This window comes from Luminiphilus sp. nBUS_07 (assembly GCF_051201685.1).
Lineage (GTDB): Bacteria > Pseudomonadota > Gammaproteobacteria > Pseudomonadales > Halieaceae > Luminiphilus.
Map to the genome: position 1 here is coordinate 3341442 of NZ_CP179213.1, position 24586 is coordinate 3366027.

The window sequence follows — 24586 nt, forward strand, 5'->3', positions numbered from 1 at the left end:
ATTTATTCTACGGGCTCGTCAGGCCAGCCTCGCAGTGCGCCCCAGACCACCAGCGCAGAGAGTACTATGGCGGCAACGAGTGTCACCCAGACCCAACCGGGTACTAGCCAAGCTTGCCAACCAAAATTATCCTCGGGCCAGTACCACGGAATTCCCAAGAAAATACTTAGCAATACCAAACTGGCCCAGCGCCCCCTATCTTTGAGCTGTTGTGTCATAGGTATCCGCAAAGACCTCCGGCCGTTTTGGAAATGCGTGCCCAGTGCTAGTCTATGGCCTGTGTATCAATAGCGGCGGACCTACCTGCACGGTGAAATCGCTCGGACGCCCAGCTGAGTACGCCATAACCCACTGCGAGCAACAGCACAGCACCGGCCTCAAAGACCAGTTGGGTAGGTTCAAACTCTTTACCCTGCAAAATGATCAGTCGTGTTATGCCCGTAATTGCAATCAACACTGGTAGCGTTACCGGCACACTGTGGGTTGCATAGTAGGCACACGCCATGCCCACGACCTCAAGATAAATAAACAGCAACAGAAGATCGGCAAGGCGAACACTGCCTTCTCGGGAAAATTCAATAATTTCCATGACGACCGCCACCATAGCCAGTACACCGATCAACACCAAAACCAAGCGCTCACCGATACTAAAAAGGTCGAGTACGATGCGATCGAAGCGTGCTAAAAACCGCTCCTGATTTGGATCCTGTTTGCTCATGTTCTACTCCCATAATGTCTGGTAAGCCCGCAGGCTACTAGGGTGTTTACACGCTCCGTTGTAACACACTACGCGACCCCACAAATAAGGGATTACCATGAACGCAACTCAGGCTCACCCCTACAGTCCATGACCTTATTAAGAATCTTGCGTAACTAACATCTTCCTGCTGCTGCGCACTCCCCCGTAAATAAAACCCCTAACTACCAGCGGGTACAGCAGCCAATGCACAAGCCATCGTGGTAAGGCGTGGGATTTTCCTGTCGGACCATGCAGTCTTAGCCCCGTGGGCTGAGGACCCACAATTGAGCCCCAACGGTGGGACGGTGGATTAAAGCGCGCCGGCATTGGACGCTCCGTCACTCTCGCGCGCAGATTTCTGCACAACACCTTATAGGCCCAATTGCGAGCGGAACAACGCAATGGATCGGTTGCGGCAACATCACCTATCGCAAAGATACGAGCGTACCCCTCAACGTTTAAATGAGCATCAGTGCGCACGAAACCTGCAGCGTCCAACATATCCTTCGGTAAAAAATCGGTATGGGGCTTCAACCGGCCAGCGGCCCAAATTATAAGCTCGGCCTGAAAGCTTGGCTGACCCGCTTCAAACTCGAGGCGTCCACCTTGTAAGCGTGAGGTCACGGCATCACTAGATACAATCGCACGGTGCCCCCCATGCAAAACCACCCCCTGTCGAGCTAACAGCTTTTGATGATGGTGCTGGGTATTTTTAGGGTAGCCAGGAAGCAATTCATGGGCAGAAAAAAATAAGGTGATTTCTTTATTTGGATAGGCACGCTTTAAATTATAAGCAGCGCTGACCCCTGAAGGTCCACCACCCACGACGGCAACCGAGCTCGCCGCGGTCACCGCTTCAATTTGGGCGTTCAGACGGGACTCTATGAGTTGATGCGTTTCAAGACGATCGTCCCGCCAAAACCCATTGCTTACTCCGGAAGCAATCACTAGATAGTCCCAGTGAAGAGAGCGATGTTCGCCGCCCGCAAGCTCAAGAGCCGCTGTGCGTGCCACAGGATCCACTCGTATCGCCTTACCGTGAATAATTTCGACACGAGAGAGACGTCGATAGCGATCAAGAGACGTCAAATAATCACGCCGCCATTGAGCGTGCCCTGTGAGCCGTAGCCCCAGCTCCTGCCCACTCACCAACAGGGGTTTGGTGGTAACAGCAATAACACGGCAGTGCCGAGATAACCGCCCTGCGGTTAATATTCCGGTATCGCCCATGCCAAGTACCAGCACTGTGGGTAATGCGCCTGATGCTGGACTGGCAGGGGCATCCTTCATAAATCGATTCGACATCCCGCTAAAATAATTTGTGCTCACCGAGCTCGCTGACCAGGTCACCTTGGATGATTCGCTGATAACATTCGCCCAGCGTCTTTGAGCCACTCTCCGGAGTGAGTGCCTCGGAGTAGGCGCCAGAGTCTTCAGACCAAACCAGCATCGATTCAGTCGCATAAAAATGCGCTATGCGCAGGAATTCCGCCTGATCTCGAACTCGGCTAGACAGCAGCCCAAAGGGTGACAAGACGGCGGCAGCAATGAGAAATAACCGTGGCGGCAAGGACCGCGTTTTTATCGGCTGCTGCAGTATCTGACCCAGAAGCTGCGCTTGCCCTACAGGTGTAATTGCCGGGCCGGGACCACCGATCGGCAAGATGGCGCCGATCGCCGCTGCACTTGTCAGTTGTTCGACGATAAAACTGGCCAGGTCCTCTTCGGCAATAGGTTTGCATGCGGTTAAGGTGCCATTGCCAAAGATAAAAAAGGGCTTACCTTGCTGCAGCCGCGCGATTTGTCCCGACAATGATTTAAAAAACGCCGTCGGCCTGATAATGGTCCAAGGCAAAGTTGACCCTCGTAGCTTCGCTTCAAAGCGCAACTTCTCTCTTTGAAAAGCCAGACGGGGTTTTTGCACACAAATGGCGGAAAGCAGTAGGAACCGTTGCACACGCCACTGGCTCGCAACCGCTAGCAGTCGATTGTTAGCTTCGTATTCCACAAGCCGGGCGTCCCGAACACCCCCGGAGCGACTCGCCAAACACGAAATGACGGCGTCGCAGGGCTCGATGTCCCACAAAAACTGTTCGGAAGCAGTAAGCTCGCCATATACGCATTCAAGTTTTGGGTGTGTCAGGGTCCATGTTGCGCCGGCCCGCAACTGTGCGACGACACCATAGCCCTGCTGCAGTAAAGCCCCGACAACATGACGACCAATATAGCCGCTCGCACCCGCAACCAATACTCGGTGGATCACAGCCAAACTCCAATGATTAACAAACGGCCGATACTTATATCCCCTGATTTCGGTTTACCGCGGTCTGCACGGACACTCTCACCATGGCATGTTGGTGTCTTTTGAGAACTCGACGCCAAGCCGTCACCTCCCTTGAGTAATATTGAAGCTTTGTATTACCAAGGCTTTAGGTGAATCTGCCGTAGATTAAGGCTGAGTATTCCCTCAAACCAACAAATCTTGAAGCACTAACTGACCCATGTCAGGTTGCGAATTGAACCCATCATCGTGATCGCCTGATCAGTCCCGACAGGACACTATCGATCGGCTAATACCCTTAAGTGTGCTTCATGCTGCCCACGATCAATGCGGTAAAAGCCAATAGCCACCAACATAATAATCCACAACAAATACTGACAGGGCACCAGCAGAGCGCCCAAATTCCATATGGTTTCTGCAGGGACCTCACTAGGCGCGGCACCACTGGGAAATGCCACCACCTGCAGCAACATTCCAGCGATAAACGTCCCAATACCCTGATTTGTTTTCTTGATAAAGGTAATCGCCGCAAAAAAAACGCCTTCATTACGGCGCCCAGTTCTGACCTCAGCCTGCTCCACCAAGTCAGCAACCATGGAAGCCAATATAGCCTGCATGGCAATAATCATCCCCAAATCAATAGTCTGCAGCGTTAACAGCATAGGAAATAGCCGAGGATCCCCATTTTCTGGAAGCCATCCCAGCAGACGCAGAACTACAGCGGCAGGCTGTAACAAAAATGCAATGACTCCGAGCATGATCACTGCACGGCGTTTACCTAACCAACGTGAGACTGGAGGACCCACCATGAGACCTAACGTTGCCGACACGATGACCATAGCTGTCCAGTAAAAAATCTGAATGGAAGAAAACTCCCAAAAATATGTCAGCATCAAGAAGGTTAAAGCTGCTGTTAACCCGCCGGCGGCTGCACTTGCCATTCCGGAGATGAACAAGGCAAGAAAGCTCCTGTCTCCTAGCAGTTCAAAAATTTCCGCGAATATGGTCCGCAAACGCTTGGTAGGTCGGGCTGGAAAGTCGGTGATACGAACGTGGCTTTGGGTACCAAAGGCTGACAGTAAAATAATAGTGAAGATGAGCCCACCTGCTATCAGCCCGTAAGTTTCATAGCCCTCGCGGTTGAGGGTGCCTATGGCGTAATTTTCGGTGGGCACCAAAAGAAAACCGAACATAAAAACCGCCAGCAAAGCACCCCCCGCCCAACCAAAAAAATGCCGCCAAGCCTGCACTGTGGTGCGCTCATCGTAGTCTTGGGTGAGTTCAGGCATTAGGGCCGAGCTCGGTGTTTCAAAAAAAGTAATCAGCGTGCGGATTAAAATGGCAAAAGCGAGTAGATATAAGAATAAGCCCTGATTGCTCAACTCAGGGGGCTGCCACAATAGAAAATAACAGAGGGCGACCGGTAGCGCGCTTGCGTACATAAAAGGATGTCGACGGCCCAATCGCGAACGAGTATTGTCCGACCAATAGCCCACCACAGGGTCACTGACCGCATCAACAAGGAGTGCAATCAGCAGAGCAGTTCCTGCTAATGCCGGCTCCAGACCCACTACGGTTCCGTAAAACAACAGCAAAAAATAGGCAAAGCCATTGTCTTTTATACCGTAGGCCGCCGACCCAAGGCCGTAGGCCAGCTTAACCCGCAGTGGCAGCGAGGTAGCGGTGGCGCCGCCATCAGTCAAGATTGAACCCCTGGGCTGCACGCCAAACGAACGCCGCCATGAGCCTATCGAAAGACAGGCAAGCGTCGACTACTTGCTTCAGTAAAATATTCATGCCCCACACCTTTTTATTTTTTTCCGCCACCACTGAGGCTGTGAAACCTTGGGCTAAAGTGACGGTTAGAGCTTAGATCATAAACAAACTTTTCACAGCCTCTCGCTCTCGATACGCTTGGTCCCACTGACGCAGAGCCTCTCGCTCGCCGATAAGATCCGTCTCAGTAAAACGCATGAATTGCAAAAAAGCCGCGAGGGTACAATCGCTGACACCGGGGTCAGGACCCTCCACAAACTGTCGACCATCACTTAAAAGCGCCTCGACGTAATCAAAGCCTAATTGAATACGCTGAGCGAGCTCCTGGGCTCTCGGCAAATCTGCCGGAAGACCCAAGGGTGATTTTTGACAGTGAACATATTGCGCCATGTCCAGTGCGATACGCATTTCAATAACGCGCTCTATATTACGCGCCTTGGCTTTGTCTTCAATGTGATCAGGCCGCAGACAAGGACCCGCAACTGCGTCTTCCAAATAATCAATAATGGTCAGCGACTCCGTGATGAATTGCCCTGACTTCAACTCTAGTACCGGCAACGTGCCCCAAGAATTTCTCGCTAAATGCTCCGGCTCTCGATGTCGGCCTTTTAAGGTGTTCACCGTAATACGTTCAATGTCGAACTCACAGCCGAGGGCTTCACGCTCGGCTAAATATAAGGTGACGCGCATCGGATTGGGTGCCAATGGCACGGTGTAAAGTTTCATGAGCAGTCCTCTTTAATTGCCACCTTACAAAGTTTCAAACGTCTCAGGATCATTGGGTCCCACCTCACACCACACTAAACCCAGCGCGACTGATTGGCAGGTTGCGAATACGCTCGCCACAGGCGCTAAAAACTGCATTACAAACCGCGGGGGCTACGGGTGGTAAAGCCGGTTCGCCCGCTCCAGACGGTGGATAATCTGATGCCAAGAATTCGACGTTGATTTTTGGACTCTGGGGCATTCGCAATAGTGGGTATTGGTGAAAATTCGTTTGTTCTATTGCCCCAGAACTAATGCTAATACGTTGACCTGCGAGCGCGCTCAAGCCATCGACGATACTGCCCTGAAACTGATTCTCAGCACCACTCAAATTAACAATTTGACCAAGGTCCGCAGCCACCCATACCTCATGCACAGTCACTGCTCTATCTGCGCTGACAGAAACCTCGGCGACTTCAGCGACATGCCCAGCGTGACTAAAAAAGAAGCTCAACCCCAATCCCCGGCCTTCAGGTAACACACGGCCCCAACCCGCTGATCGAGTAACCGCCGCAATAACCTCGCGCGCTCGGACCGTGTTGAGGCTAGCCAAATCATCGGGTTTAAACCACTTATCCTCACCGAGTGCAGCCATTAAAAAATCTCGGTGGTCTTTGCCAGCCGCCTCTGCTAGCTCGTGCAGGAAGCTTTGTTCTGCGAAGGCATAGACGTTAGATATGGGCGCACGCCATGCTCCTGTCGGGGTTTTGGAGGCCACCAGGGTCTGTGAAACATGAACATTAGGAACCACTTCGTCGGGAAAGTTATAGCCCCGATAACCTGCACCGTAGTTAGCTTCTTCCCCGTCAGAGGACACCGACACCACGTGATTTCGCCAACCGGTCAAAGCTCCCGTTTCAGACAGTGTCGCCTGCAATCCAAAATAGGCCGGTGAACGATAAAAATCGAACGCCATATCATCCTCTCGCATCCACTGCAGCTTGACCGGCTTACCGATGTGTTTTGAGATAACAGCCGCTTCACGTACATACTCATTCGAAAGACGCCGGCCAAACCCACCGCCGCCCCGAACCTGATGCACCGTGATAGCTTCCGCTGGAAGCTCAAATAACTTCGCTAAGGTAGCCTGGGCATAACCCGGAGTTTGGCTAGAGGTCCACACCTCAATCGCCGTTGCGCTAACGTTTGCCACACAACTCTGCGGCTCTAACTGGGCGTGAGAAACAAAATCTGTCGCGTAAACACCGCTGACGACCCTGCTGGCATTGGCGAAAGTCCCCTGGGGATCGCCCGCGCTTTTCACCTCTCGCGCTCCCGTCGGCCGCTGGGCCGCTTTGAGTGCAGTCGCCTCAATCGCCAAAGAGTTGTCGGTCGATGCCGCAGTGATATCCCAGTCGATTTTTAAACTGCGCCTGGCCTTAATGCCAGCCCAAGTGTTCGAAGCGACAATCGCGATGCCCCCCGCTACATGGACACTTTTACTGAGGTCAAAACTCGGAGGCCCAGCATCGCCAGCAACGATAAACGCATCCAGTATGCCCGGCAGGGCTTTCACCTCATCAAGGTTCGCGGCTTTGGGCACGCCACCAATTTGCGGACACTTAACATAGGTGGCGTACACCATGTCAGGAACTGCGACATCAATACCGAAAATGGGCCGCCCACGCACAATATCCGCTGCTGCTGCATTCACAATACGCTGCCCCAGCAAGCGATAATCGGCTCGAGCCTTTAATACCACCTCACCATCGGCAGGCACTGGCTGTTCTGTCGCGGCGGCGACAAGTTCAGCAAAGCTGGCACTGCGACCCGAAGGTGGGTGAATCACTTTCGAAGGTTGTGTTGTTAGCTCACCTCGGGGAACTCGCCACTGCTGGGCCGCGCTGCGTAACAGCATCTCTCGTGCAGCGGCTCCCATTTGACGCAGTTCATTCCACCGATTGCGAACCGACAGTGAGCCGCCCGCAAACTGGGCGCCGTAACGAGTGGCATCAATTGGTGCGAGAACAACTTCCACGGCCTCCCAATCGGCATCAAGCTCTTCAGCTACGATCATGGGAAGCGCAGTATTAACGCCTTGGCCAACATCGGGATTAGGTGCGGCGATGACGATACGACCGTCATCATGAATGACCACATAGGGATTAAGCGCGTTTGCTGGCGCGGACGTTTTCGCGGCCGCCAACACGGTGATACCCCCACTGCTCAGGGCAAGGCCAAAACTCGAATAGCGAATAAAGTCCCGCCGCTTCATACCCTTATCGATAGCCGAGCTCATGCCGACACCCCATCATCGGATTGCCGCTCAGGGGTGCCCTGTCCAACCTCATAAAACGACAAACTCTGTAACTGGGTCGAGGCTGTCTGTATCGCGTCAACGATCCGAGAATAGGTACCACAGCGGCAAATATTGCCAGCCATAGCGCCTTCAATAGCTTCCAAGGATGGATTTGGATTGCGCTTTAGCAATGCGGCTGCGCTCATGATCTGACCCGCCTGACAATATCCGCACTGAGCAACATCATGGGCTATCCAAGCGTCCTGAACTGGATGTAAAGCATCACCTGCAAGCCCCTCGATAGTGGTCACCTCACGCCCAGTGATGGCTCCCAGCGGTAACTGGCAGGAGCGGACTGGCATGTCGTCCAACCAAACTGTGCAAGCGCCGCACTGTGCGACGCCACAGCCATACTTGGCACCCACCAAACCCAACAGGTCGCGCAAAGCCCACAACAGGGGCATATCGGGGTCCACATCTGGCAAGTCATGGGATTTGCCGTTGATATTGATTTGCATTGTTTGCTGTCCTTCGCCTTCTCTACTTCATTGTAAGGCACTTGCGCTGCCGTACTCTTACACTGGCTTGGTTTTTAACAGTGCCAATTGCTTGGGTTGGCCCTATCGAGACACCGCACGCGCGTAGGGAACACTCCCCCGCCAATAGCACCAAGCGCCAAAAATGCAGGTCGAGAGCACCACCACTAACGCCCAACGAATCGAATTAGCACCGGTGTAGGCAAAATAATCGCTGAGCATACCCACCACTAAAGGGCCCAACCCAAGACCTAACAAATTAATAGCCAAGAGCATGAGGGCCGACGCCTGGGTGCGCCAATGTGCGGGGACCAAATTTTGAACCGCGGCGTAACTGGGGGCGATCCAGAAACTGGCAAATACGGCGGAAATACCCATGAACACTAACGCAAAGGGCAGTCCATCCGGCCCTCCAATGCGATGAGTTTCGGGCCACAAAACAAAGGCTAATTGGGTAGGCAGGGCAATCAGCAGGCCAATGACCGGTACGCGCAATTGCCAACGGGGGTCCTTACGCGCCAATCGATCAACCAGCAAACCTCCAGTAACCGCGCCCAAGGTGCCACCAAAAACGCCAATCAAGCCCAGCCAAAGACCGGCGTCGACCAACGACATGGCATGCACGCGCACCAGAAAGCTTGGCGACCAAATCCCCAATCCATAACCAGCGATACCCGCAAACCCAACCCCTGAAGCAATCCATAAAAACCCGGGAAGCCGGGTTATACCTTTGATCGCCACGAGCAAGGATTCATCACCCACCGCAGAGCGAGGCTGGCGACGGGGTTCTTTGACGGTAAAAAATAAGAGGATGGCCAGCAAGACACCGGGGATTCCAAACACTAGAAAGACCATGCGCCAACCGAGAGCCTCGGCTAAGAGGGCGCCACCAAATAGGCCCACAAGGATGCCCAAATTAGGTGCCGCGGCAAGAACGCCTTGGGCTAACGCCCGCCGCTCCGGCGGAAAATAATCGGTAATTAAGGCTTGTGAGGGCGGCGTCCCTCCGGCCTCTCCGATACCCACACCCACTCGAAGGACGGCGAGGTGCGCAAAGCTTCCTGCCGTGGCGCAAAGCGCTGTAACAGCACTCCAGGTAGCCATCGACATTGCCAACACATTGCGCCGGGACCAGCGGTCGGCAAGACGTGCCACGGGAATGCCCAAAACGGCGTAAAAAAGTGCAAATGCCAGCCCAGAAAGTAAGCCCATTTCTGTGTCAGAGGCATTGAACTCAGCTTTTATCGGCTCCAGAAGAATCGTCATTACCTGACGATCTACAAAATTGAAAACGTAGCCTAAGGTGAGCAGCGCGAGTACGTAATTACGATAGCGTGTACTAAACGCCTTGTAGGGTGCCTCGTCTTCAACGGAACTTAATGGCTCGTGAGTTTCGGTATCAACTGATGTAGTCACAGGCACGTCCGGCATTCAGCTTTTCGAACCACGGTTTTGCACCAATAGTCGCGGAATCAGAACAGGCGTGTCGCGTAAATAGGCTTGATACGCGGGATCATTACCCCACTGCGACACGCCACGGTGAGCCAAAGTCGGAATACCGCTAATTCGCGTCAGTAAAACCACCACAAAAAGTGGCGAGAGCACCGTGGCAAACTGCCAGCTCTGCATAACGGGCAGTGCCGCCAAAAACACTCCCGTCCACAGCATGATTTCACCCAAGTAGTTCGGATGGCGACAAATTGCCCACACGCCACGAGAGATAAACTGCCCAGCATTAGCTGGGTCCTTACGGAAATCACCCTTCTGCTTGTCAGCTACGACCTCCAAGGTAAAACCCCCAAACCAGATCAACAGGCCCAACCCAGCAAACCCAGTAAGTGCAGCATTAGGCGTCAAAATCGCGACCAGTGCCGCGCTGCTCGTCAGGCTCACCCAGACACCCTGCAAAGTCCAAACGAGCAAGAAGTGCCAGAAGGACTGTTTAATTTTACGAAACCGGCGATCCTCCCCCACATCGGCGATACGCAAAAATAAAAAAGTACCCAAGCGCAGGGCCCAAACCACCACTAAAGCGGTCATTACATAGCTATAAGTACTTGGCGCCGGGTTCAGCATTAACGCCAGTAACACCGCACTAATGAAGGTCAAACTGCCGATCAGATCGTAGAAACGCTCGGTTCGCGCCCACCAGGCGTAGCCGAAGCCCAAGAGCTGGATAAGAAATATCGCTGCGAAGATAACAGGAAGTACCGACACACCAACAATTCGACTATCCAATGGATTTATAAGGCCCGCATAGAGTAAGCAAACCAGAACTAACAGCGGCGGCATCAGATGCTTTTTGGTCAACATGAATTAGCTAACCTCATCAAGGGCAGCAGCGGGCTGCCCTCTGGGCTTGTTGATTCACCGATTGACCCCCGGCTGTACGTTGCTGCACCAGTCATGGTGCTGTACCGGGAGGAAAATCTCCCAGCAGCTCACTGGCGACTGCCGTGGTGGCCTTGTAGCGCTCACTCATGGTCGGATGATCTTTTAGCCGGCCTTCAGCAATACCGCGCCAAACAATCTTTCGGGTACTTGCATCAATAACGTCGAGGATCGCTGTGCCCTCGTCATATTCACGCACAGACGGCCCCGAACTGTAACCAACCATCACCGAGCTGCCATAACTGCCCGCCGAAACACCACCGTGCATACCTTTGTCGTACCCTGTGGAGTGAATAATCTGCTGACGCTGCTTGGAGACGGTGTAATTAATCCAAAAATCAGCACCCTCGGCTTTGCTTTCGCGCAGATTGTGCACAGCAAGCTCCTTGCTAACCACTTCGCGAATGCGTTTATCCGATGAATTAAATTTTCGGTATTGAGCTTCACGCGAGTGCACGACGTCATCATACCAACGGTAGGTTTTAAAGTTTGAAAAATCAAAATCCTGATCGTAGTCGAGCTCGTAGGTCGGCTTACTCGCACAGGCCGAAATCATGCCTATCACTACAATGAAAAATACAGTCCGAAACATTAAGGTAACCTAGCGGTGATGAACGCCAAGGAAGAATACACGTTTGACCCCAATTTGACTGCCCCGTTGGATACTCAATAATGATTACCCTCGCATTTCTATCGGGCACCGAAAACATTCCCCTCCATGCCATTACCCAGTGGCGCAGTGGGCTTTCGGCAGCCGATCAACAGCGAATTGCGCTAATGAAGGGAGAACCCCGAAAAACCGAGTTTGTAGTGGCGCGAACGCTACTCCAGACACTGGCTCGGAACCGTTTGGGCGTATCCGCCGAAGTTGTGTCAGCTGTAAATACTGCTCCGAGGTTACTCACCGCCGACGGTCGGTCAATTGCCTGCAGCATCAGCCACTCGAACAAAGCGATCCTCGTCGGGATCAACACGGTAGGATCCATTGGAGTGGACGTAGAACACCACCGGCCCAGATCAGTAGCTAAGGTGGTGCAGCGCTACTTTTGGCCGGAGGGTCAAACCTATTTTGGCAACTGTAACGAGGCCGAAGGCAGGGCTTGGTTTTATCGCCAATGGTGCATACGTGAAGCGCTGGTGAAATACCAAGGTGATGGCAATCTTTTCCAACTATTGGGAAGACCGCTTAATTTATCCTCGGGGACAATAGGCCTGATCAGCCAAAACAATACCCGGACTGTGGCTGTCATAAGCTCGGGAGGGGTCCGGCCTGAACTGTGTTTCCCGAAGCTCGATCAAAATGGGCAATGGGAGTTTTCTCCGTTAAGCCCCGAGACGGACTTAGCTGAGTTGACCCCCCTACCGAACCAATAACTTGAGCAGATCTAACCTGACCTAAAGAAAGTCGTGGCAGATCAAGAACCGGGATTCTGTACTCTTGGTGTGCGTCATAGGCCACAGTCTCAATCTCAAACGGTGCCAATGCTGCTCGATATATCAACATCTCAACAACAGCAGCCTGACCGAAGTAACGAGCCCACACTGCCTTGGCAGCGTAAAAAGCCTGCCCCCTCGTTAATTTTAGGAGTGCAAACTGGTCACCATTTGACGAGGGCTGGAGGCAAACCCCTTTGTTTTGTATCAGGGTGTTGGCCGACCGTGGGCTTACGGCTTGCCAAAGTTTGATCATTGAGTGAGCTTGCATCGCGATAGTGCTTCCTGTGGCAACATTAGAACGATCAATTTCTCGCAGTTTTATGACCATTCAAGCCATCAAATCCTCCCCACCAAGGCTAAAAAATGTTGAATTGTGGCGCTCAAAATTTCAACCCTTCTGCGCGGTAACAATGCGACCCCAACGCCAATACCCCATGTTATGGCTCAGGGCTCAAACCTATTTTCAGCGCCGCGCAGCTGGCGAGAGCGTTTGGGGAGCTGAGCTCATAAAAGTCCGAAAAACAGGCCTCATGCTAGGGGTGACATGGGCACCACCCTCTAACCCACAACCCTTGGGTGAGTTACTATCCCGCCACACATTCGCGGGACTCATCATTCTCGCTTACTTGGAATCCACGGCACCATGATCAGGATCACCGCATTTACCTCCCCCGACCTCAGCGTCGATAACTGGGCGATTAGCTCAGGCGATGCTTGGTGCGTAGTGGGGCCCAATGGCTCGGGAAAGCAATTCATTGACCGACTGTTGTTGGGGCAGCTCGAGGGCGATGGCCAAGGGTCGGTCACCCATGAGCTGCCTATAACGGCGATAAGCTTGGTGTCTTTCGAACAGCAGCAAAGCATCTTTGAGCGAGAGTTAAAGCTTGCGGCTACCGATTTACTGCCTGAAAGCGAAACTGCCACCCGGGCGATAGACTTTTTACCCACCGATAAAACCAATGACCCCCTTTTGGATGCATTGAATTTGCGCCACCGATTAGATCGACCGTACACCCAGCTCAGTACTGGAGAGAGCCGTAAATTGCTCATTGCTCAAGCCCTACTCCAAGGCGCCAAAGTTCTTATTCTTGATAATCCGTTCGATAGTCTCGACCACAAAGCCTGCGAGAATCTGTCGGCGGCATTAAAATCGGTTTGGGAAACAGGCACGACCATCGTATTTTTGTTAAGCAACCGCAGTGACATACCCCAGTGGTGTGGCGCCCTGGCCACGGTACAAAATGGCTTGCTCACATGTCTTGATGATGACGAGCCAGCTCAAAAAGAACAATTTCTGGAGGCCTTATTTTCACCGACAGACCAGCCAGACTGGCCGGAGCAAGCGAAGCATCTCGCCGATTTCCCTCACGAGTACATTATTGACATCGCCAACGCATCGGTGAGTTACGGCCAACAGATCGTTCTGCGTGACCTGACCTTGCAGCTAGCGCCCCTTGAGCACACCTTAATTACCGGGGAAAACGGGGCGGGCAAATCAACCCTGCTCGGCTTAATCACCGGCGACAACCCGCAAAGTTACAACAATGACGTTCGAGTGCTGGGCTACCGACGGGGTCACGGAGAGTCTATTTGGGAGTTGAAGCAGCAGATGGGTATCGTTAGCAGCGAACTCCATCGATTTTACCGGGTACGTTGCGATGCCCTCACGGTGGTTTGTTCCGGTTTTTTCGATTCTATTGGTGTATATGAGCAGATCAGCGAAGTTCAGGTGAACATTGCCAAACAGTGGCTGCAGGCGGCGGGCCTGCGCGAACACGGCTCGGCGCCCTTTCACACAATGAGTTACGGCGAGCAGCGTCTGGTCCTCATTGCCCGTGCCTTGGTCAAGTCGCCATTGCTGTTGGTTTTAGACGAGCCAACTCAGGGCCTTGATGAGTTAAATCGATCAAGAATTTTGGACTTACTGACCACACTCGAAAACCGCCGTCATACCACACTGATCTTTGTCAGCCACCGGCAAGACGAATATTTGCCACTTTTTAAGCGCCATCTACATTTGAAAATTCCCGTGAACGAGGATAAAGGTTTTAAATAAAAGCTGACTCAATGGCTGCAAGGGGTCGACGTAAACCGAGGTAGCGACTAGTCTCAACCCGACACATCAGGTGTCTCGGGATATACGTGAGATCGATAAGTAAAATTTTTGTAGTGACCGCGGTGCTTATTAGCGCCCTAGTCGCAGGCGCCTTGATCACAAAAGAAAGTGATTTTTTTCGAGACTTTGTTGCTCAAAAAGTCAGCCAGCTGCTTCAGCGAAACGTCACCTTCTCAAATCTTGACATCGACATCGATATTGACCAATCAATCAACATTACCGTGACCGATGTTGCCATTGCTCAACCCGCAGGTTTCACCGGACCTGCATTTTTAGACCTAGCCTCTGCTGAACTCCATGCCTCGATTCCTGATCTGTTGCTTGGCCAACCAAAAATCAAGTCTCTGTCATTAACCCAACCTAAACTCCACCTCATTCAAGGCTTGGAGGGCCACCCCAACTGGCGGTTTGACCTCAATAATGCCCCGGCGACCGCAGTTGCGCCGAGCAAACCCCCAAAAGGCATACCGGTTTTTTTGGAATACGCCGACATTGAAGATTTACAGCTCACGCTGATCGATAACCAAGAAAAAGTCAGGACACTGCGGGTCGACGCCACACTGGAGCAAGATTCCAGTGGGGCAAAATTGGCCGTTGTCGGGGACGTAAATGAGGCGCCCTTGCAAGCCAAAGTCACCGTCTCCTCCGCCGATGCCCTTACCTCTCTTACCGATGTTAATTTTGGCCTCGACATGAATTTGGGCGACGTACATCTGGAAGGTAAAGCTCTCGTGCGCGATCTCAGAGCACCGAATACGCCCCAAATCGAAATCGTCCTGCAGGGGCCAAGCGTCGAATACTTCACGGAGCTGCTCAAACTGCCGCCTTTCAGTCAAGGCGCCCTAGACCTAAGCATTTCTGTACAACCGGGTATAGAGCAAATGGTTGTTCGGCTGGACGGTCTAGTAGGCGATTTTTCTGGGGTTATCAGTGGCACCGTTAATGATCTCCGAACATTGACCGATGTTGAATTGGCCGTTGCGGTAAGCGGACCCGACATAGGTCGTCTCGCAGATTTACTGGGGGCACCGAATTTCCCCCACGTGCCCTTTAGCGCGACAGGTAAAGTCAAGAGAAACCAGCAGCGGCTGAATGTTAGTGAGTCTCGTATCAACATAGGGCGGCTGCAGATAGCAGCAGGGCTAGACATTCCAAATTTAGAGACTCCGATTCAGGCTAATTTATCGGCACAGGCGTCGGTACCTGCGATTGAGCGTTATCAAGATGTGCTCCAGCTGCCCGAAGACGTCAAAGGCGCCGTTACGGCGCAGCTCACTCTAGAAACCGACAAGCAAAATACCAAGCTGAGCAGCTTGATAACTACCGAGTACGGAGAACTTAAGGCCGACGGGTGGTTGCGTGGCCAGCGCAAATTGACAGGGACTTCGTTGACTGTCGCGGCTAAAGGCGATGATCTGGGCACCTTGCTCATGCTAGCCCATCAAAAACCCAGCTTCCGTGACCGTTGGTCACTGAACACAGACCTGCTGGTCACTAACAATGACATCGAACTGAGCGAAGGAAAGCTCGTGGTTGAAGGCATTTCAAGCGACTTCACAGCCAAATTTCCACGCAAGGATCCTGCCGCTAATTTTACCACTGCCCACAAAATGACAGTTGCCAACCCGAGACAAACGCTCAGCCACTGGCTGCATGGCAACACTCTCGCTATCATCCCAAACCAAACGACCACCGGCAGCTTCCGTGCCGATTGGTCTGAAGGCACCCTGAATCTGCAAAATCTTGCTATTGCCCTTGCAAAAACTGAGATCCAAGGAGCTGTGACAGTGATCCCAAAGCAGCAATCAGTGGCCGGTGACTTGAAACTGCAGGGAGAGAATCTTACTGAGCTTCTCCCGACCACTCTCCTGCCCCCCGAAATTCCACAGGGTCAACTAGACCAACCACTTAGTGCTACCAGTAAATTCACAGTCACCCCAAAAGGCGTGGAGGTTAAAGACTTAAAACTTCAGATCGGTGACTTGGCCGTTAATGGCGATGCTCAGTTTTCAAAGGGCACAGTCGACGTCGACGCTATGTTCGCCGTGGAGAACGCTTATGAATGGGTGGTCATAGAAAATGTCACGGCTCTAACCGAGCCACTGACTATGACAGCGAAGATTAATCTGTCTCAAAGTGAGTCTCAGGCATCGATTCGGGAACTCACATTAAATACAGCCGCCGGCGCGACCATTTTTTCAAAGGGAGAGCTTCAGTTCGGCGAAAATTTTTCTGGCAGCGACCTAGAGGTCCGACTAGACCTGCCAGACTTGCAACGACTAGGTTGGCTAGCAAACCTCGCCCTGCCAAAGATTCCTCTAAAACTTGAAGCCTTATTAAACGGAGACGAATCACACCTCATCGCTGACACGTTGGCGGTTGAATCGTTAGATTCTGAATTCAGCGGCCAATTAAGTATTAGCGACCCATCACATCCCAACATTCAATTGGCACTTCACAGTAGCATGATAGATCTACGGCCACTTTATGCGGTGGAAACAACAACCACCCAAAAGGCGTCTGTTTCCCCGGCAGCGCCAGCTCAGCCTAAAAAGAATAATCGAGGTGCGTCAGGATCAAGGGAGGAAAATGCAGCCGCGAAAAAGAAAAAAACTGCCCGCAATAAAAGAGTCATCCCCCTCGCTGAAATCAATCTGGAATTCCTGCAGCACTTTGATGCTGACATCAATCTCACAACCGATCGGCTCATAGGTCGCAAACGACGATTTGGTAACATTGAGCTGATCAGTCATGTCAAAGACGGGCACTTTATCGTTGATAGAGCTGTCGTAAAAAGTGAATCAGGCGGACACGTTGAGCTGTCCGGGTTCGGTGTTCCAGGGATCGATGAACAACACTTTGGCCTGACGATAGAAGGTGAAAATGTCAGACCCTTATTGCCGAATTCCACTATTGAAGTTGATGATATAGCAGCACTACCCCCAGCAGAGTTTTCGGGTGAACTTTTTGGCTCGGGAAACACAGTGCGAGAGTTAGCGCAGAACTTAAATGGATCACTACAGATAGCGCTAAATGCGGGGGTTATTCCGGGAGAGCTGTCAGGCTTTTTTACCAATGACTTCCTTGCAGAGCTCGTATCGCTTCTCGATGTTGTCGAGGAGGAAGAAGTCACTGAGCTGCGGTGCGGAGCAGCGTTTGCGGAAGTTCATAATGGCAAAGTGAAAGGTGATCCCCTTGCTATCGTCATCTCAGACAAATTAGCCATTGTCAGTAAGGGTCAGGTCAACTTGCACACTGAAAAGCTGTTCTTGGCCTTCAATACCGTCCCACAAAAAGGCTTGGGAATCAGCGCAACTACCGCCTTTAACCCCTTTGTCGGGGTTGCCGGCACCCTGGCCCGACCTCAAATGTCCCTAGATCCTGAGGGCACCATTGTCCAGGGCGGCCTCGCAGTTATGACTGGGGGTATCTCTCTGATAGGAAAAGGCTTCTTCGATCGAATGTCAGTCGGCAAAAAGTCCTGTGCCAAAGCTGCCGCTAAGGCGGAGAAACCGCGCCAAGCCTCTCGGCAGGCCTTTGAAAAATTTCGCAAAGCGGCCCTGCCCTAATCCCCATGCGACGGTGCTCAGTAACAACCCGAAGATTTTCCATCGTGCGGAATCTAGTTGTTAAGTTGCCTGCCGTAAGGGAGTAACTTAACCGCCCGCCCAGGGCCCCGAACTCGATTTAATTTGCCGATTTTTGTCCAAGTGGTAGCAGAGATCGGCGCGATCTGGCATGACCTCTAGACCCCAGACGGTGATTCGTTGGAAAAACTGTACGAAGCGTTCAACACCCGTTCGATCCATCAAGGCATCATCTAGGCCGGCAGGGCGCTGCTGTAGCGCACTGAGCTTTTGCTCTTGCTCCCAACGCCAATCGACCACGGTGTCAAAATGCGGGGCTTTCAGCACAACAAGTGCGGTTAAAAGATCGAACACCGTTTTGTATTCCGCTGCCAGCGCTTTATTGACTTCCCCCCGCCAAATAGCCTGCGGGTCTTGGTCCAACTCCATGTGATTTATGACCTGCCCTAACCGATAGTGGGGCTCGGGAGGAACACCCACACACCAACCCTCGAGTACAACCACGTCGACTTCACAGGCAACCACTGACTTTTGCGGTGGCGCTCTATCATCTCTCGCTTTATCAAACTCAGGGATGGCAATGTCTTCTTTGCTTCGCGTAATCACTGCCCGTAACACTGTTTCTAACAACGCAATATCGTGAGTACCGGGCACACCGCGAGTCGCGAATAATGGGTGTATAGATTCGGCCAAAGATCGACGCTGATATTTGGTTAGATAAAAATCATCTATAGATAACCGCAACACATTTAAACCGGCGACATCCCCTAACCAAGCGTCTAAAAGCGCCGCTAAAGTGCTTTTCCCTGACCCCTGACACCCATGAATGCCGATAATTTGAGGAGACGTCGCTACTTGTTCGTTGCATCGCTGCAAAATAGACTCGACCAGAGGTGCAAACCAAGTTTCGGCGGTTTCACGATAACTGTTGGGTAAAAGCTCTTCCTCGAGAAAAGTGCGCCAAAAAATATCTCCCGGCAATTTGTGTGTTTGGTCATCCATGAACTTGACGCTTCTCCTTCTCATCATTGGCTCGTCGCGTAATTTCTCAAGATTGGCAATCAACTGTGATAAATGACAGCTCCCAAGCAAGTACTATGTACTTTGCCCCAATGAGCTAGCCGTGTATGTTTATGATAATGATGCCCTACCGGGGCAATGCTGACCATTTGACGCTAACCGTCTAAGGACACCCCTTGAACTTTTCCAAACTCATTGCCGATATCAACGCCTCCAAACCCGGTCCTGAGACAGCCGCAATTTTTGATTTTGATGGCACCATCATCGCGGGATTTTCCGCAACCGTTTTTCTTCAAGACGCATTGACGCGTGGCGAACTGAAGCCTGATGAGCTCTACGAACTGACCCGTGCACTGACTGGCTTTGGCTTGGGCAATATGGGGTTCTCCGCGCTCATGGCGGTGCACGCCCAGTATCTTGCAGGGCGGGACGAAGACGAATACACCCGCAATAGCGAACGTTTGTTCCGCAAAAAAATCGCGCGGCTTATTTATCCTGAGGCGCGGGAACTGATCGCAGCCCATCAGGCAAAAGGCCACTCTGTGGCGATTATTAGCTCAGCAACCCCCTACCAGGTGCTGCCTGCAGCGAGAGACCTAAATATTGATCGCGTGTTCTGTACTGGACTAGAAGTGGAAAACGGTTGCTTTACCGGGGCGGTCGTAAAGCCGACCTGTTTTGGTGAAGGAAAAGTGGATGCCGCTCAGACCCTAGCAAGAGATACCGGCGCTGACTTAAGCCAAAGCTTTTTTTATTCTGATAGCGTCGACGACATTCAATTGCTGGAGTACGTAGGGCGTCCGGTCACCTTGAATCCAAGAAAACGGCTCAAGCAAATAACCAAAGAAAATAATTGGCCCACAACAACTTTTGATAGTCGAGGGCGCCTCTCCGTCAATCGATTTTTGCGGTCTGTTGCGGCGACGGGATCACTCGTTGGTAGCGTCGCAGCGGCGCTGCCTCTCTATGCGCTCACCGGATCTAAAAGAGATTCCCTGAACTTTTCTATCTCGCTATTTGCAGATACCTGCAGTGCACTCATTGGGCTCAACCTAGAGGTCACCGGTGAAGAGCATTTATGGGCACAACGCCCCGCCGTGTTTATGTTCAATCATCAGAGTAAAGCTGACGTCGCCGTAATGGCCCGCCTTGTGCGACGCGATGTTGTTGCCGTTGGCAAAAAAGAAATCCAACGCATGCCTTTGATCGGCCAAGCCATGGGGGCTGCAGGGGTTGTCTTTATTGACCGATCTGACCGTAGCAAGGCTATTGAATCGATGGCACCTCTTGCGACCGCAATGAGAGAGGAGGGTCAATCGCTTGTGATCGCTCCAGAAGGTACCCGAGCCCCGACGCGCAAGTTGGCGCCGTTCAAGAAAGGGGGCTTCCACATGGCTATGCAGGTGGGAGTACCTATTGTTCCGGTTGTGATTCATAACGCCGGGGACATCGCTCCGAAAGGAGACTTTGTTTTTAAACCAGGAACCGTTCGTGTCGATGTGCTGCCCCCGGTTGATACCACCGGCTGGTCCCTCGAAAAAATGGACGAGCAGGTGACCCTAGTTCGCAATATGTTCCTTCAAGCTTTGGGACAACCGGAACAAACTGTGGCGCAGACGCTGGAAGAGCAAAAGGCGCTGCCGGAAGATATGCGCCCTGAAAAAGCAGGCAAGGCGACTAAAAAGCCCAGAAAAGCAAAGGCTGCGGCCAAGAAAAAGCTTCTCAGCAAACGCCCAAAGACGACCGATACAACGACTAAAGTGGTTTCAAAAGGCCGACAGGTGGCGGGCAAAGCGACGACTCAGGCCAAAACCAAGGTCGCAAAGGCATCGACATCGGCCGCCAAACCTTCATCTCAAGCCAAGGCCAAACCTAAATCTGCGGCGAGCCCGGCAGGAGCTTCAAAAGGCCGACAGGTGGCAGGTAAGGCGACGACCAAGGCCAAAACTAAGGTCACCAAGGCATCGACATCGGCCGCCAAACCTTCATCTAAAGCCAAGGCTAAAGCTAAGGTCGCCAAGGCACCGACATCGGCAGCCAAACCTAACTCCAAGGCAAAACCTAAGGTCACCAAGGCACCGACATCGGCAGCCAAACCTGCATCTGCGGCCAAGGCCAAGGCCAAAACTAACGGTAAAAGTAAGGCGCCGGCAAAATCAGTAGGGGCAAAAAAGGCCATGACCAGGAATTCACGCACCGATAACAAGCCCCGTGGGGCGTCCGTAAAGCCCAAGCTGGCGTCGACGCGGTAATTTTTGGTAATGGCCACAGCCTATTCAGACATCATTGATCAGAGCTCGCCATGGCCAGATGATTCGAGAACAATAATTTTTCTCCTCGATACCACGTCGGGCATTGAACGCCAGCTCTTGACCGACTGGATTAACACTCACAAACCGCCAGGCGCTGAGGCACAAATCATTCAGCTCTCTCTGGGCGACGACAGAAAGCCTCTGGAAGTTACTCCCCTGCTAAACGCGCTGTCAGAAGGCGTCGACATACTGGTTGCACCATTGAGGGTCGCTTGGACACCTAGTGCCGGTGCCATCGCTGCAGGGCCACGTTTGCGCGATTTGATTCAAGGACCGGAGCGGCGACCCGGATTTCTGCGAACCCGATATACACTCTCTCGCCATCCAGAGCGTGTGCACTTGATCAAGGGTTCACCCGATGGCACAGACACAATGGCAGGTCGGTTTGCAGGAAAATATGCCATAGAGGCTTCGGCCAACCGAGAAGCCTTTGCAATTTTTATTGCCCGGCAAGCCGCCATAGTCCTCGACGCAACAGAGCGTAAATTGCAGGGAGGTCGTTACAAAGTCCCTCGCTATATTGCGCAGTCGTTGCGCAGTAACCAAATACTCAAAGATCAGCTGTCAACCATTGCCGCCGAGCGCGGTGAGCCCATAGGTGAGGTCAAGGAAGAGCTCAATGAATATTTCAAAGAGATGATTTCTATCCCCACAAGCTTCTGGCTTGATGTGTGGATCAAATTTTGTAATTTTTGTCTGGGTTTAGGTTACGAACGAGCGCTCAACTATAACCCTGAAGACTTAGAACGGGTTAGAACGATTGTTCGAGATCACCCCTCGGCACTGCTGTGGACCCACAAAACCTACATCGATGGTTTTGTGGTGCCAAAGCTTCTTTTCGATAACAACTTTCCCATACCGCATTTTTTTGCCGGCGCTAATCTCAACATCCCGTTGCTAGGTTTTTTGGGCCGCAGGGCTGGCGGCATTTTTATTAAACGCAGCTTCGCCGACAACCCAGTTTATAAAGCGGCACTACGCCAATACATTGGCTACCTCATGGAGAAGCGGTTCCCACTGACATGGTCCTTTGAAGGAACGCGCTCCCGCCTGGGCAAATTGATGCCACCAAAGTACGGCGTCTTAAAATATGTCATTGAAGGCTGCCACAGCGCGGGATCTAAGGACGTGCATATTATTCCCGTCACCGTGTCTTATGACCTCATACGTGACGCTGAAGAATATGCTCGAGAGCAGGCAGGGGTACCCAAAGCTCCTGAATCTCTGGGTTGGCTGGTAGGCTACATCCGAAGTCTAGCTCGACCCATGGGCAAAATTTACGTCGATTTTGGAGAGCCCGTGGTTCTGCCAGAACCACCCAGCCCCGATGATCGGCTGGCACTCTCAAAAATTGCTTTTCAGGTGGCCGTAGAGGCCAATCGCGTTACGCCCATCACCTACCCCGCGGTCATTTCTATGGCGCTGTTGGGGGTGTATCCCAGGGCTCAAACTGAAACGGAAGTCGCTGAGACAGTCACTGACATTGTGACATGGGCAAGAAGCAGTGCCTTGCGTATGTCACCCGATTTTGATCGCCAACAGCAAGAGGGCATGGGCAAACTGCTAGATCTTATGATCGGCGAAGGCATCATCACACGGTTTACCGGAGGACCCACTACAGTCTATGGCATTGAGCCGGCTAACGTGGGGGTAGCTAGCTACTATCGAAATACCATCGTCCACTTTTTCATCAATAAAGCCATCATAGAATTGGCATTAATTGCCATTGCTGAATACGGCGAATTCGAACCCGACCAGCAGGTAGAGGCCTTATTTTGGGCGGAAGTGTTAGAGCTGAGAGACCTCTACAAGTTTGAGTTTTTCTATCCTCCCACAGAGGTATTTCAAGCCGAAATTGCGGCTGAATTAGACCGCATCGATGGCAACTGGCGGCAAGAACTGGCTTCCGGCGTCAAAGGCGCACGAAGATTGTTAGCGATGATGACACCCCATGTCGCCCATATGACTCTGCAAATGTACGTTGAGTCCTACAGCATTGCCGCTGATCTGTTAGCAAACCTTGAAGCGAGTGAAACCATCGACGAGTCCGATTTTGTTGATCGGTGTATGAACTACGGTAAGCAGGCATTACTGCAGCGCAGGGTATCCAGCGAAGCTTCAAACCTTAAATTACTGTTTAAAAATGCGTGGGATACCTTGGCCTCGCGCAAACTGACAGACCATTCACGCCCAGACTGGGCTGAAGCTCGATTACAGCAGGCAGAAGCCCTAGACAGACTTATCTACCGGGTTGAAATTAGCCGTGCCTCGGCCATTGCGAGTCGAGGAAGACCGACCATTAGAGATGGAGCGCGCAGTGGCTTATAAAATAGCAGTCATGGGTGGCGGCAGTTGGGGCACTACGGTCGCCTCACTTGTGTCACGCAATGCCGACATCATGCTTTGGGCGCGAGATGCCGCCACCGTTGATGATATTAATGGCAACCATAAAAACAGCCGCTACCTTGGCGACGCCCCCCTGAATCCGACTTTAAAAGCCACTCTCGACCCGACTGAGGCGATTGCAGATGCAGACGCTGTGGTCATGGGCATTCCTTCAAATAACTTTCGATCTGTACTCACCGACATCGCGCCCAATTTACCCGACGGTGCGCCCCTGATTAGCTTGACCAAAGGTCTAGAGCGCGGTTCTCGCTTGCGCATGACCGAGATCTGCAGAGAAGTGGCTCCCGGACGACCGGTGGGAGTACTTACGGGCCCCAACCTAGCGCGGGAAATTGTCGCGGGTCAGGCCGCTGCCGGTGTACTCGCGCTCGATGACCCAAGCCCCCAAACGTGGCTGCAGCCAGTTTTAAACGTCGGGCTATTTCGGGTTTATACCAACCCAGACCACATAGGCTGCGAGTTGGGCGGCGTTTTCAAAAATATTATTGCGATTGCCGTGGGTATGGGTGATGGCCTAGGAGCTGGAGATAACACCCGTGCAGCTTTGATTACACGCGGCCTTGCCGAAATGACACGGCTAGGTACCGCACTCGGGGGACGGGCAGAGACCTTCGCGGGTCTTGCAGGCATGGGCGATATGATCGCGACCTGCACAAGCCCCCAAAGCAGAAATCGTCATGTTGGTATTGAGCTCGCCAAGGGACGCTCGATTGAGGACATTATTGCCAGCATGCATATGGTCGCTGAAGGGGTAAAGAGTGCCCCCACGGTGATGGAGTTAGCAATGGAATACGGTATCGACATGCCGATATCCTCCGACGTTTTCAAAGTTGTTACGGGAGCATCTAACGCGCGCGGCGTTTACCGCGGCTTGCTTCGTACCCGTGCCGCGGCTGAGTCTGAGCCGGGCTAAAACGGGACGTGCCAACAAAGTTGCCGTCAATGCGAGTCCTTAACCCGGATAGCACTAAGGCGCCTATT

18 protein-coding genes are annotated in these 24586 nt (G+C 52.4%); 6 read left to right on the forward strand and 12 right to left on the reverse strand.

From position 1 onward, the window contains the following. Positions 1-2 precede the first annotated feature (2 nt). From ACMAZB_RS14765 to ACMAZB_RS14815, 11 genes are all read right to left on the reverse strand, one after another. Positions 3-218 carry a hypothetical protein gene (locus ACMAZB_RS14765; protein ID WP_435218267.1) on the reverse strand — a complete coding sequence of 72 codons (216 nt, stop codon included), beginning with the start codon at positions 216-218 and terminating at the stop codon, positions 3-5. 47 nt (positions 219-265) lie between these two features. Beyond that, entirely contained in the window at positions 266-718 is a 453-nt protein-coding gene (locus ACMAZB_RS14770) for a phosphate-starvation-inducible protein PsiE (RefSeq protein ID WP_435213060.1), read from the reverse strand. A 138-nt stretch (positions 719-856) separates the two neighbouring features. Then, a complete protein-coding gene (locus tag ACMAZB_RS14775) occupies positions 857-2029 on the reverse strand; it encodes an FAD-dependent oxidoreductase (protein ID WP_435218269.1) in 1173 nt (390 codons plus the stop codon). 19 nt (positions 2030-2048) lie between these two features. Then, the gene (locus ACMAZB_RS14780; RefSeq protein WP_435218271.1) at positions 2049-3002 is read right to left on the reverse strand and encodes an NAD(P)H-binding protein; all 954 of its coding nucleotides are present in this window, start codon (positions 3000-3002) and stop codon (positions 2049-2051) included. Between the two features lie 296 nt (positions 3003-3298). Beyond that, positions 3299-4723: an MFS transporter gene (locus tag ACMAZB_RS14785; protein WP_435213064.1), complete on the reverse strand. Its 1425-nt coding sequence runs from the start codon at positions 4721-4723 to the stop codon at positions 3299-3301. A gap of 166 nt (positions 4724-4889) precedes the next feature. Further along, entirely contained in the window at positions 4890-5522 is a 633-nt protein-coding gene (locus ACMAZB_RS14790; RefSeq protein ID WP_435218273.1) for a glutathione S-transferase family protein, read from the reverse strand. Positions 5523-5586: 64 nt separating this feature from the next. Beyond that, positions 5587-7800, reverse strand: coding sequence for a molybdopterin cofactor-binding domain-containing protein (locus ACMAZB_RS14795; RefSeq protein WP_435218275.1), 2214 nt, complete (start codon positions 7798-7800; stop codon positions 5587-5589). Continuing rightward, positions 7797-8318: a (2Fe-2S)-binding protein gene (locus ACMAZB_RS14800; protein WP_435218277.1), complete on the reverse strand. Its 522-nt coding sequence runs from the start codon at positions 8316-8318 to the stop codon at positions 7797-7799. Before ACMAZB_RS14800 ends, ACMAZB_RS14795 begins: the two co-directional genes overlap by 4 nt. A 102-nt stretch (positions 8319-8420) precedes the next feature. Continuing rightward, a complete protein-coding gene (locus ACMAZB_RS14805; protein WP_435218279.1) occupies positions 8421-9752 on the reverse strand; it encodes a spinster family MFS transporter in 1332 nt (443 codons plus the stop codon). 15 nt (positions 9753-9767) lie between these two features. Further along, positions 9768-10649 carry a DUF1295 domain-containing protein gene (locus ACMAZB_RS14810; RefSeq protein WP_435218281.1) on the reverse strand — a complete coding sequence of 294 codons (882 nt, stop codon included), beginning with the start codon at positions 10647-10649 and terminating at the stop codon, positions 9768-9770. Positions 10650-10740: 91 nt separating this feature from the next. Beyond that, on the reverse strand, positions 10741-11319 hold the full coding sequence (locus tag ACMAZB_RS14815) for a DUF4136 domain-containing protein (protein WP_435218283.1): 579 nt from the start codon (positions 11317-11319) through the stop codon (positions 10741-10743). 80 nt (positions 11320-11399) lie between these two features. On the opposite strand from ACMAZB_RS14815, the gene ACMAZB_RS14820 reads away from it, so the two are divergent. The 3 genes from ACMAZB_RS14820 to ACMAZB_RS14830 all read left to right on the forward strand — a co-directional run bounded on the left by ACMAZB_RS14820 (position 11400) and on the right by ACMAZB_RS14830 (position 17849). Then, a complete protein-coding gene (locus tag ACMAZB_RS14820; RefSeq protein ID WP_435218285.1) occupies positions 11400-12101 on the forward strand; it encodes a 4'-phosphopantetheinyl transferase family protein in 702 nt (233 codons plus the stop codon). Between the two features lie 706 nt (positions 12102-12807). Next, entirely contained in the window at positions 12808-14220 is a 1413-nt protein-coding gene (locus ACMAZB_RS14825; protein WP_435218287.1) for an ATP-binding cassette domain-containing protein, read from the forward strand. A gap of 86 nt (positions 14221-14306) precedes the next feature. Further along, entirely contained in the window at positions 14307-17849 is a 3543-nt protein-coding gene (locus ACMAZB_RS14830) for an AsmA family protein (RefSeq protein ID WP_435218289.1), read from the forward strand. Between the two features lie 87 nt (positions 17850-17936). On the opposite strand, the gene ACMAZB_RS14835 is transcribed toward ACMAZB_RS14830, so the two are convergent. Further along, positions 17937-18869 (reverse strand): phosphoribulokinase, encoded by a 933-nt coding sequence (locus ACMAZB_RS14835; RefSeq protein WP_435218292.1) that lies wholly within the window; start codon positions 18867-18869, stop codon positions 17937-17939. Between the two features lie 194 nt (positions 18870-19063). Between ACMAZB_RS14835 and ACMAZB_RS14840 the strand changes: the two genes are divergently transcribed. Genes ACMAZB_RS14840 through ACMAZB_RS14850 form a run of 3 tightly spaced genes read left to right on the forward strand, consistent with a single transcriptional unit; the run spans position 19064 to position 24518 of the window. Next, positions 19064-21139: an HAD-IB family hydrolase gene (locus tag ACMAZB_RS14840; RefSeq protein WP_435218294.1), complete on the forward strand. Its 2076-nt coding sequence runs from the start codon at positions 19064-19066 to the stop codon at positions 21137-21139. Between the two features lie 9 nt (positions 21140-21148). Continuing rightward, positions 21149-23527 (forward strand): 1-acyl-sn-glycerol-3-phosphate acyltransferase, encoded by a 2379-nt coding sequence (locus ACMAZB_RS14845; RefSeq protein WP_435218296.1) that lies wholly within the window; start codon positions 21149-21151, stop codon positions 23525-23527. Next, on the forward strand, positions 23517-24518 hold the full coding sequence (locus ACMAZB_RS14850) for an NAD(P)H-dependent glycerol-3-phosphate dehydrogenase (protein ID WP_435218298.1): 1002 nt from the start codon (positions 23517-23519) through the stop codon (positions 24516-24518). The genes ACMAZB_RS14845 and ACMAZB_RS14850 overlap by 11 nt, the downstream gene beginning before the upstream one ends. Positions 24519-24586 lie beyond the last annotated feature (68 nt).

Excerpts from the sequence above, each read along its gene's own strand:
- ACMAZB_RS14825 (WP_435218287.1), top strand. The coding sequence starts at position 12,808 with ATGATCAGGATCACCGCATTTACCTCCCCCGACCTCAGCGTCGATAAC.
- ACMAZB_RS14770 (WP_435213060.1), bottom strand. The coding sequence starts at position 718 with ATGAGCAAACAGGATCCAAATCAGGAGCGGTTTTTAGCACGCTTCGAT.
- ACMAZB_RS14800 (WP_435218277.1), bottom strand. The coding sequence starts at position 8,318 with ATGCAAATCAATATCAACGGCAAATCCCATGACTTGCCAGATGTGGAC.
- ACMAZB_RS14820 (WP_435218285.1), top strand. The coding sequence starts at position 11,400 with ATGATTACCCTCGCATTTCTATCGGGCACCGAAAACATTCCCCTCCAT.
- ACMAZB_RS14815 (WP_435218283.1), bottom strand. The coding sequence starts at position 11,319 with ATGTTTCGGACTGTATTTTTCATTGTAGTGATAGGCATGATTTCGGCC.
- ACMAZB_RS14765 (WP_435218267.1), bottom strand. The coding sequence starts at position 218 with ATGACACAACAGCTCAAAGATAGGGGGCGCTGGGCCAGTTTGGTATTG.
- ACMAZB_RS14835 (WP_435218292.1), bottom strand. The coding sequence starts at position 18,869 with ATGGATGACCAAACACACAAATTGCCGGGAGATATTTTTTGGCGCACT.
- ACMAZB_RS14845 (WP_435218296.1), top strand. The coding sequence starts at position 21,149 with ATGGCCACAGCCTATTCAGACATCATTGATCAGAGCTCGCCATGGCCA.
- ACMAZB_RS14810 (WP_435218281.1), bottom strand. The coding sequence starts at position 10,649 with ATGTTGACCAAAAAGCATCTGATGCCGCCGCTGTTAGTTCTGGTTTGC.
- ACMAZB_RS14775 (WP_435218269.1), bottom strand. The coding sequence starts at position 2,029 with ATGAAGGATGCCCCTGCCAGTCCAGCATCAGGCGCATTACCCACAGTG.
- ACMAZB_RS14790 (WP_435218273.1), bottom strand. The coding sequence starts at position 5,522 with ATGAAACTTTACACCGTGCCATTGGCACCCAATCCGATGCGCGTCACC.
- ACMAZB_RS14795 (WP_435218275.1), bottom strand. The coding sequence starts at position 7,800 with ATGAGCTCGGCTATCGATAAGGGTATGAAGCGGCGGGACTTTATTCGC.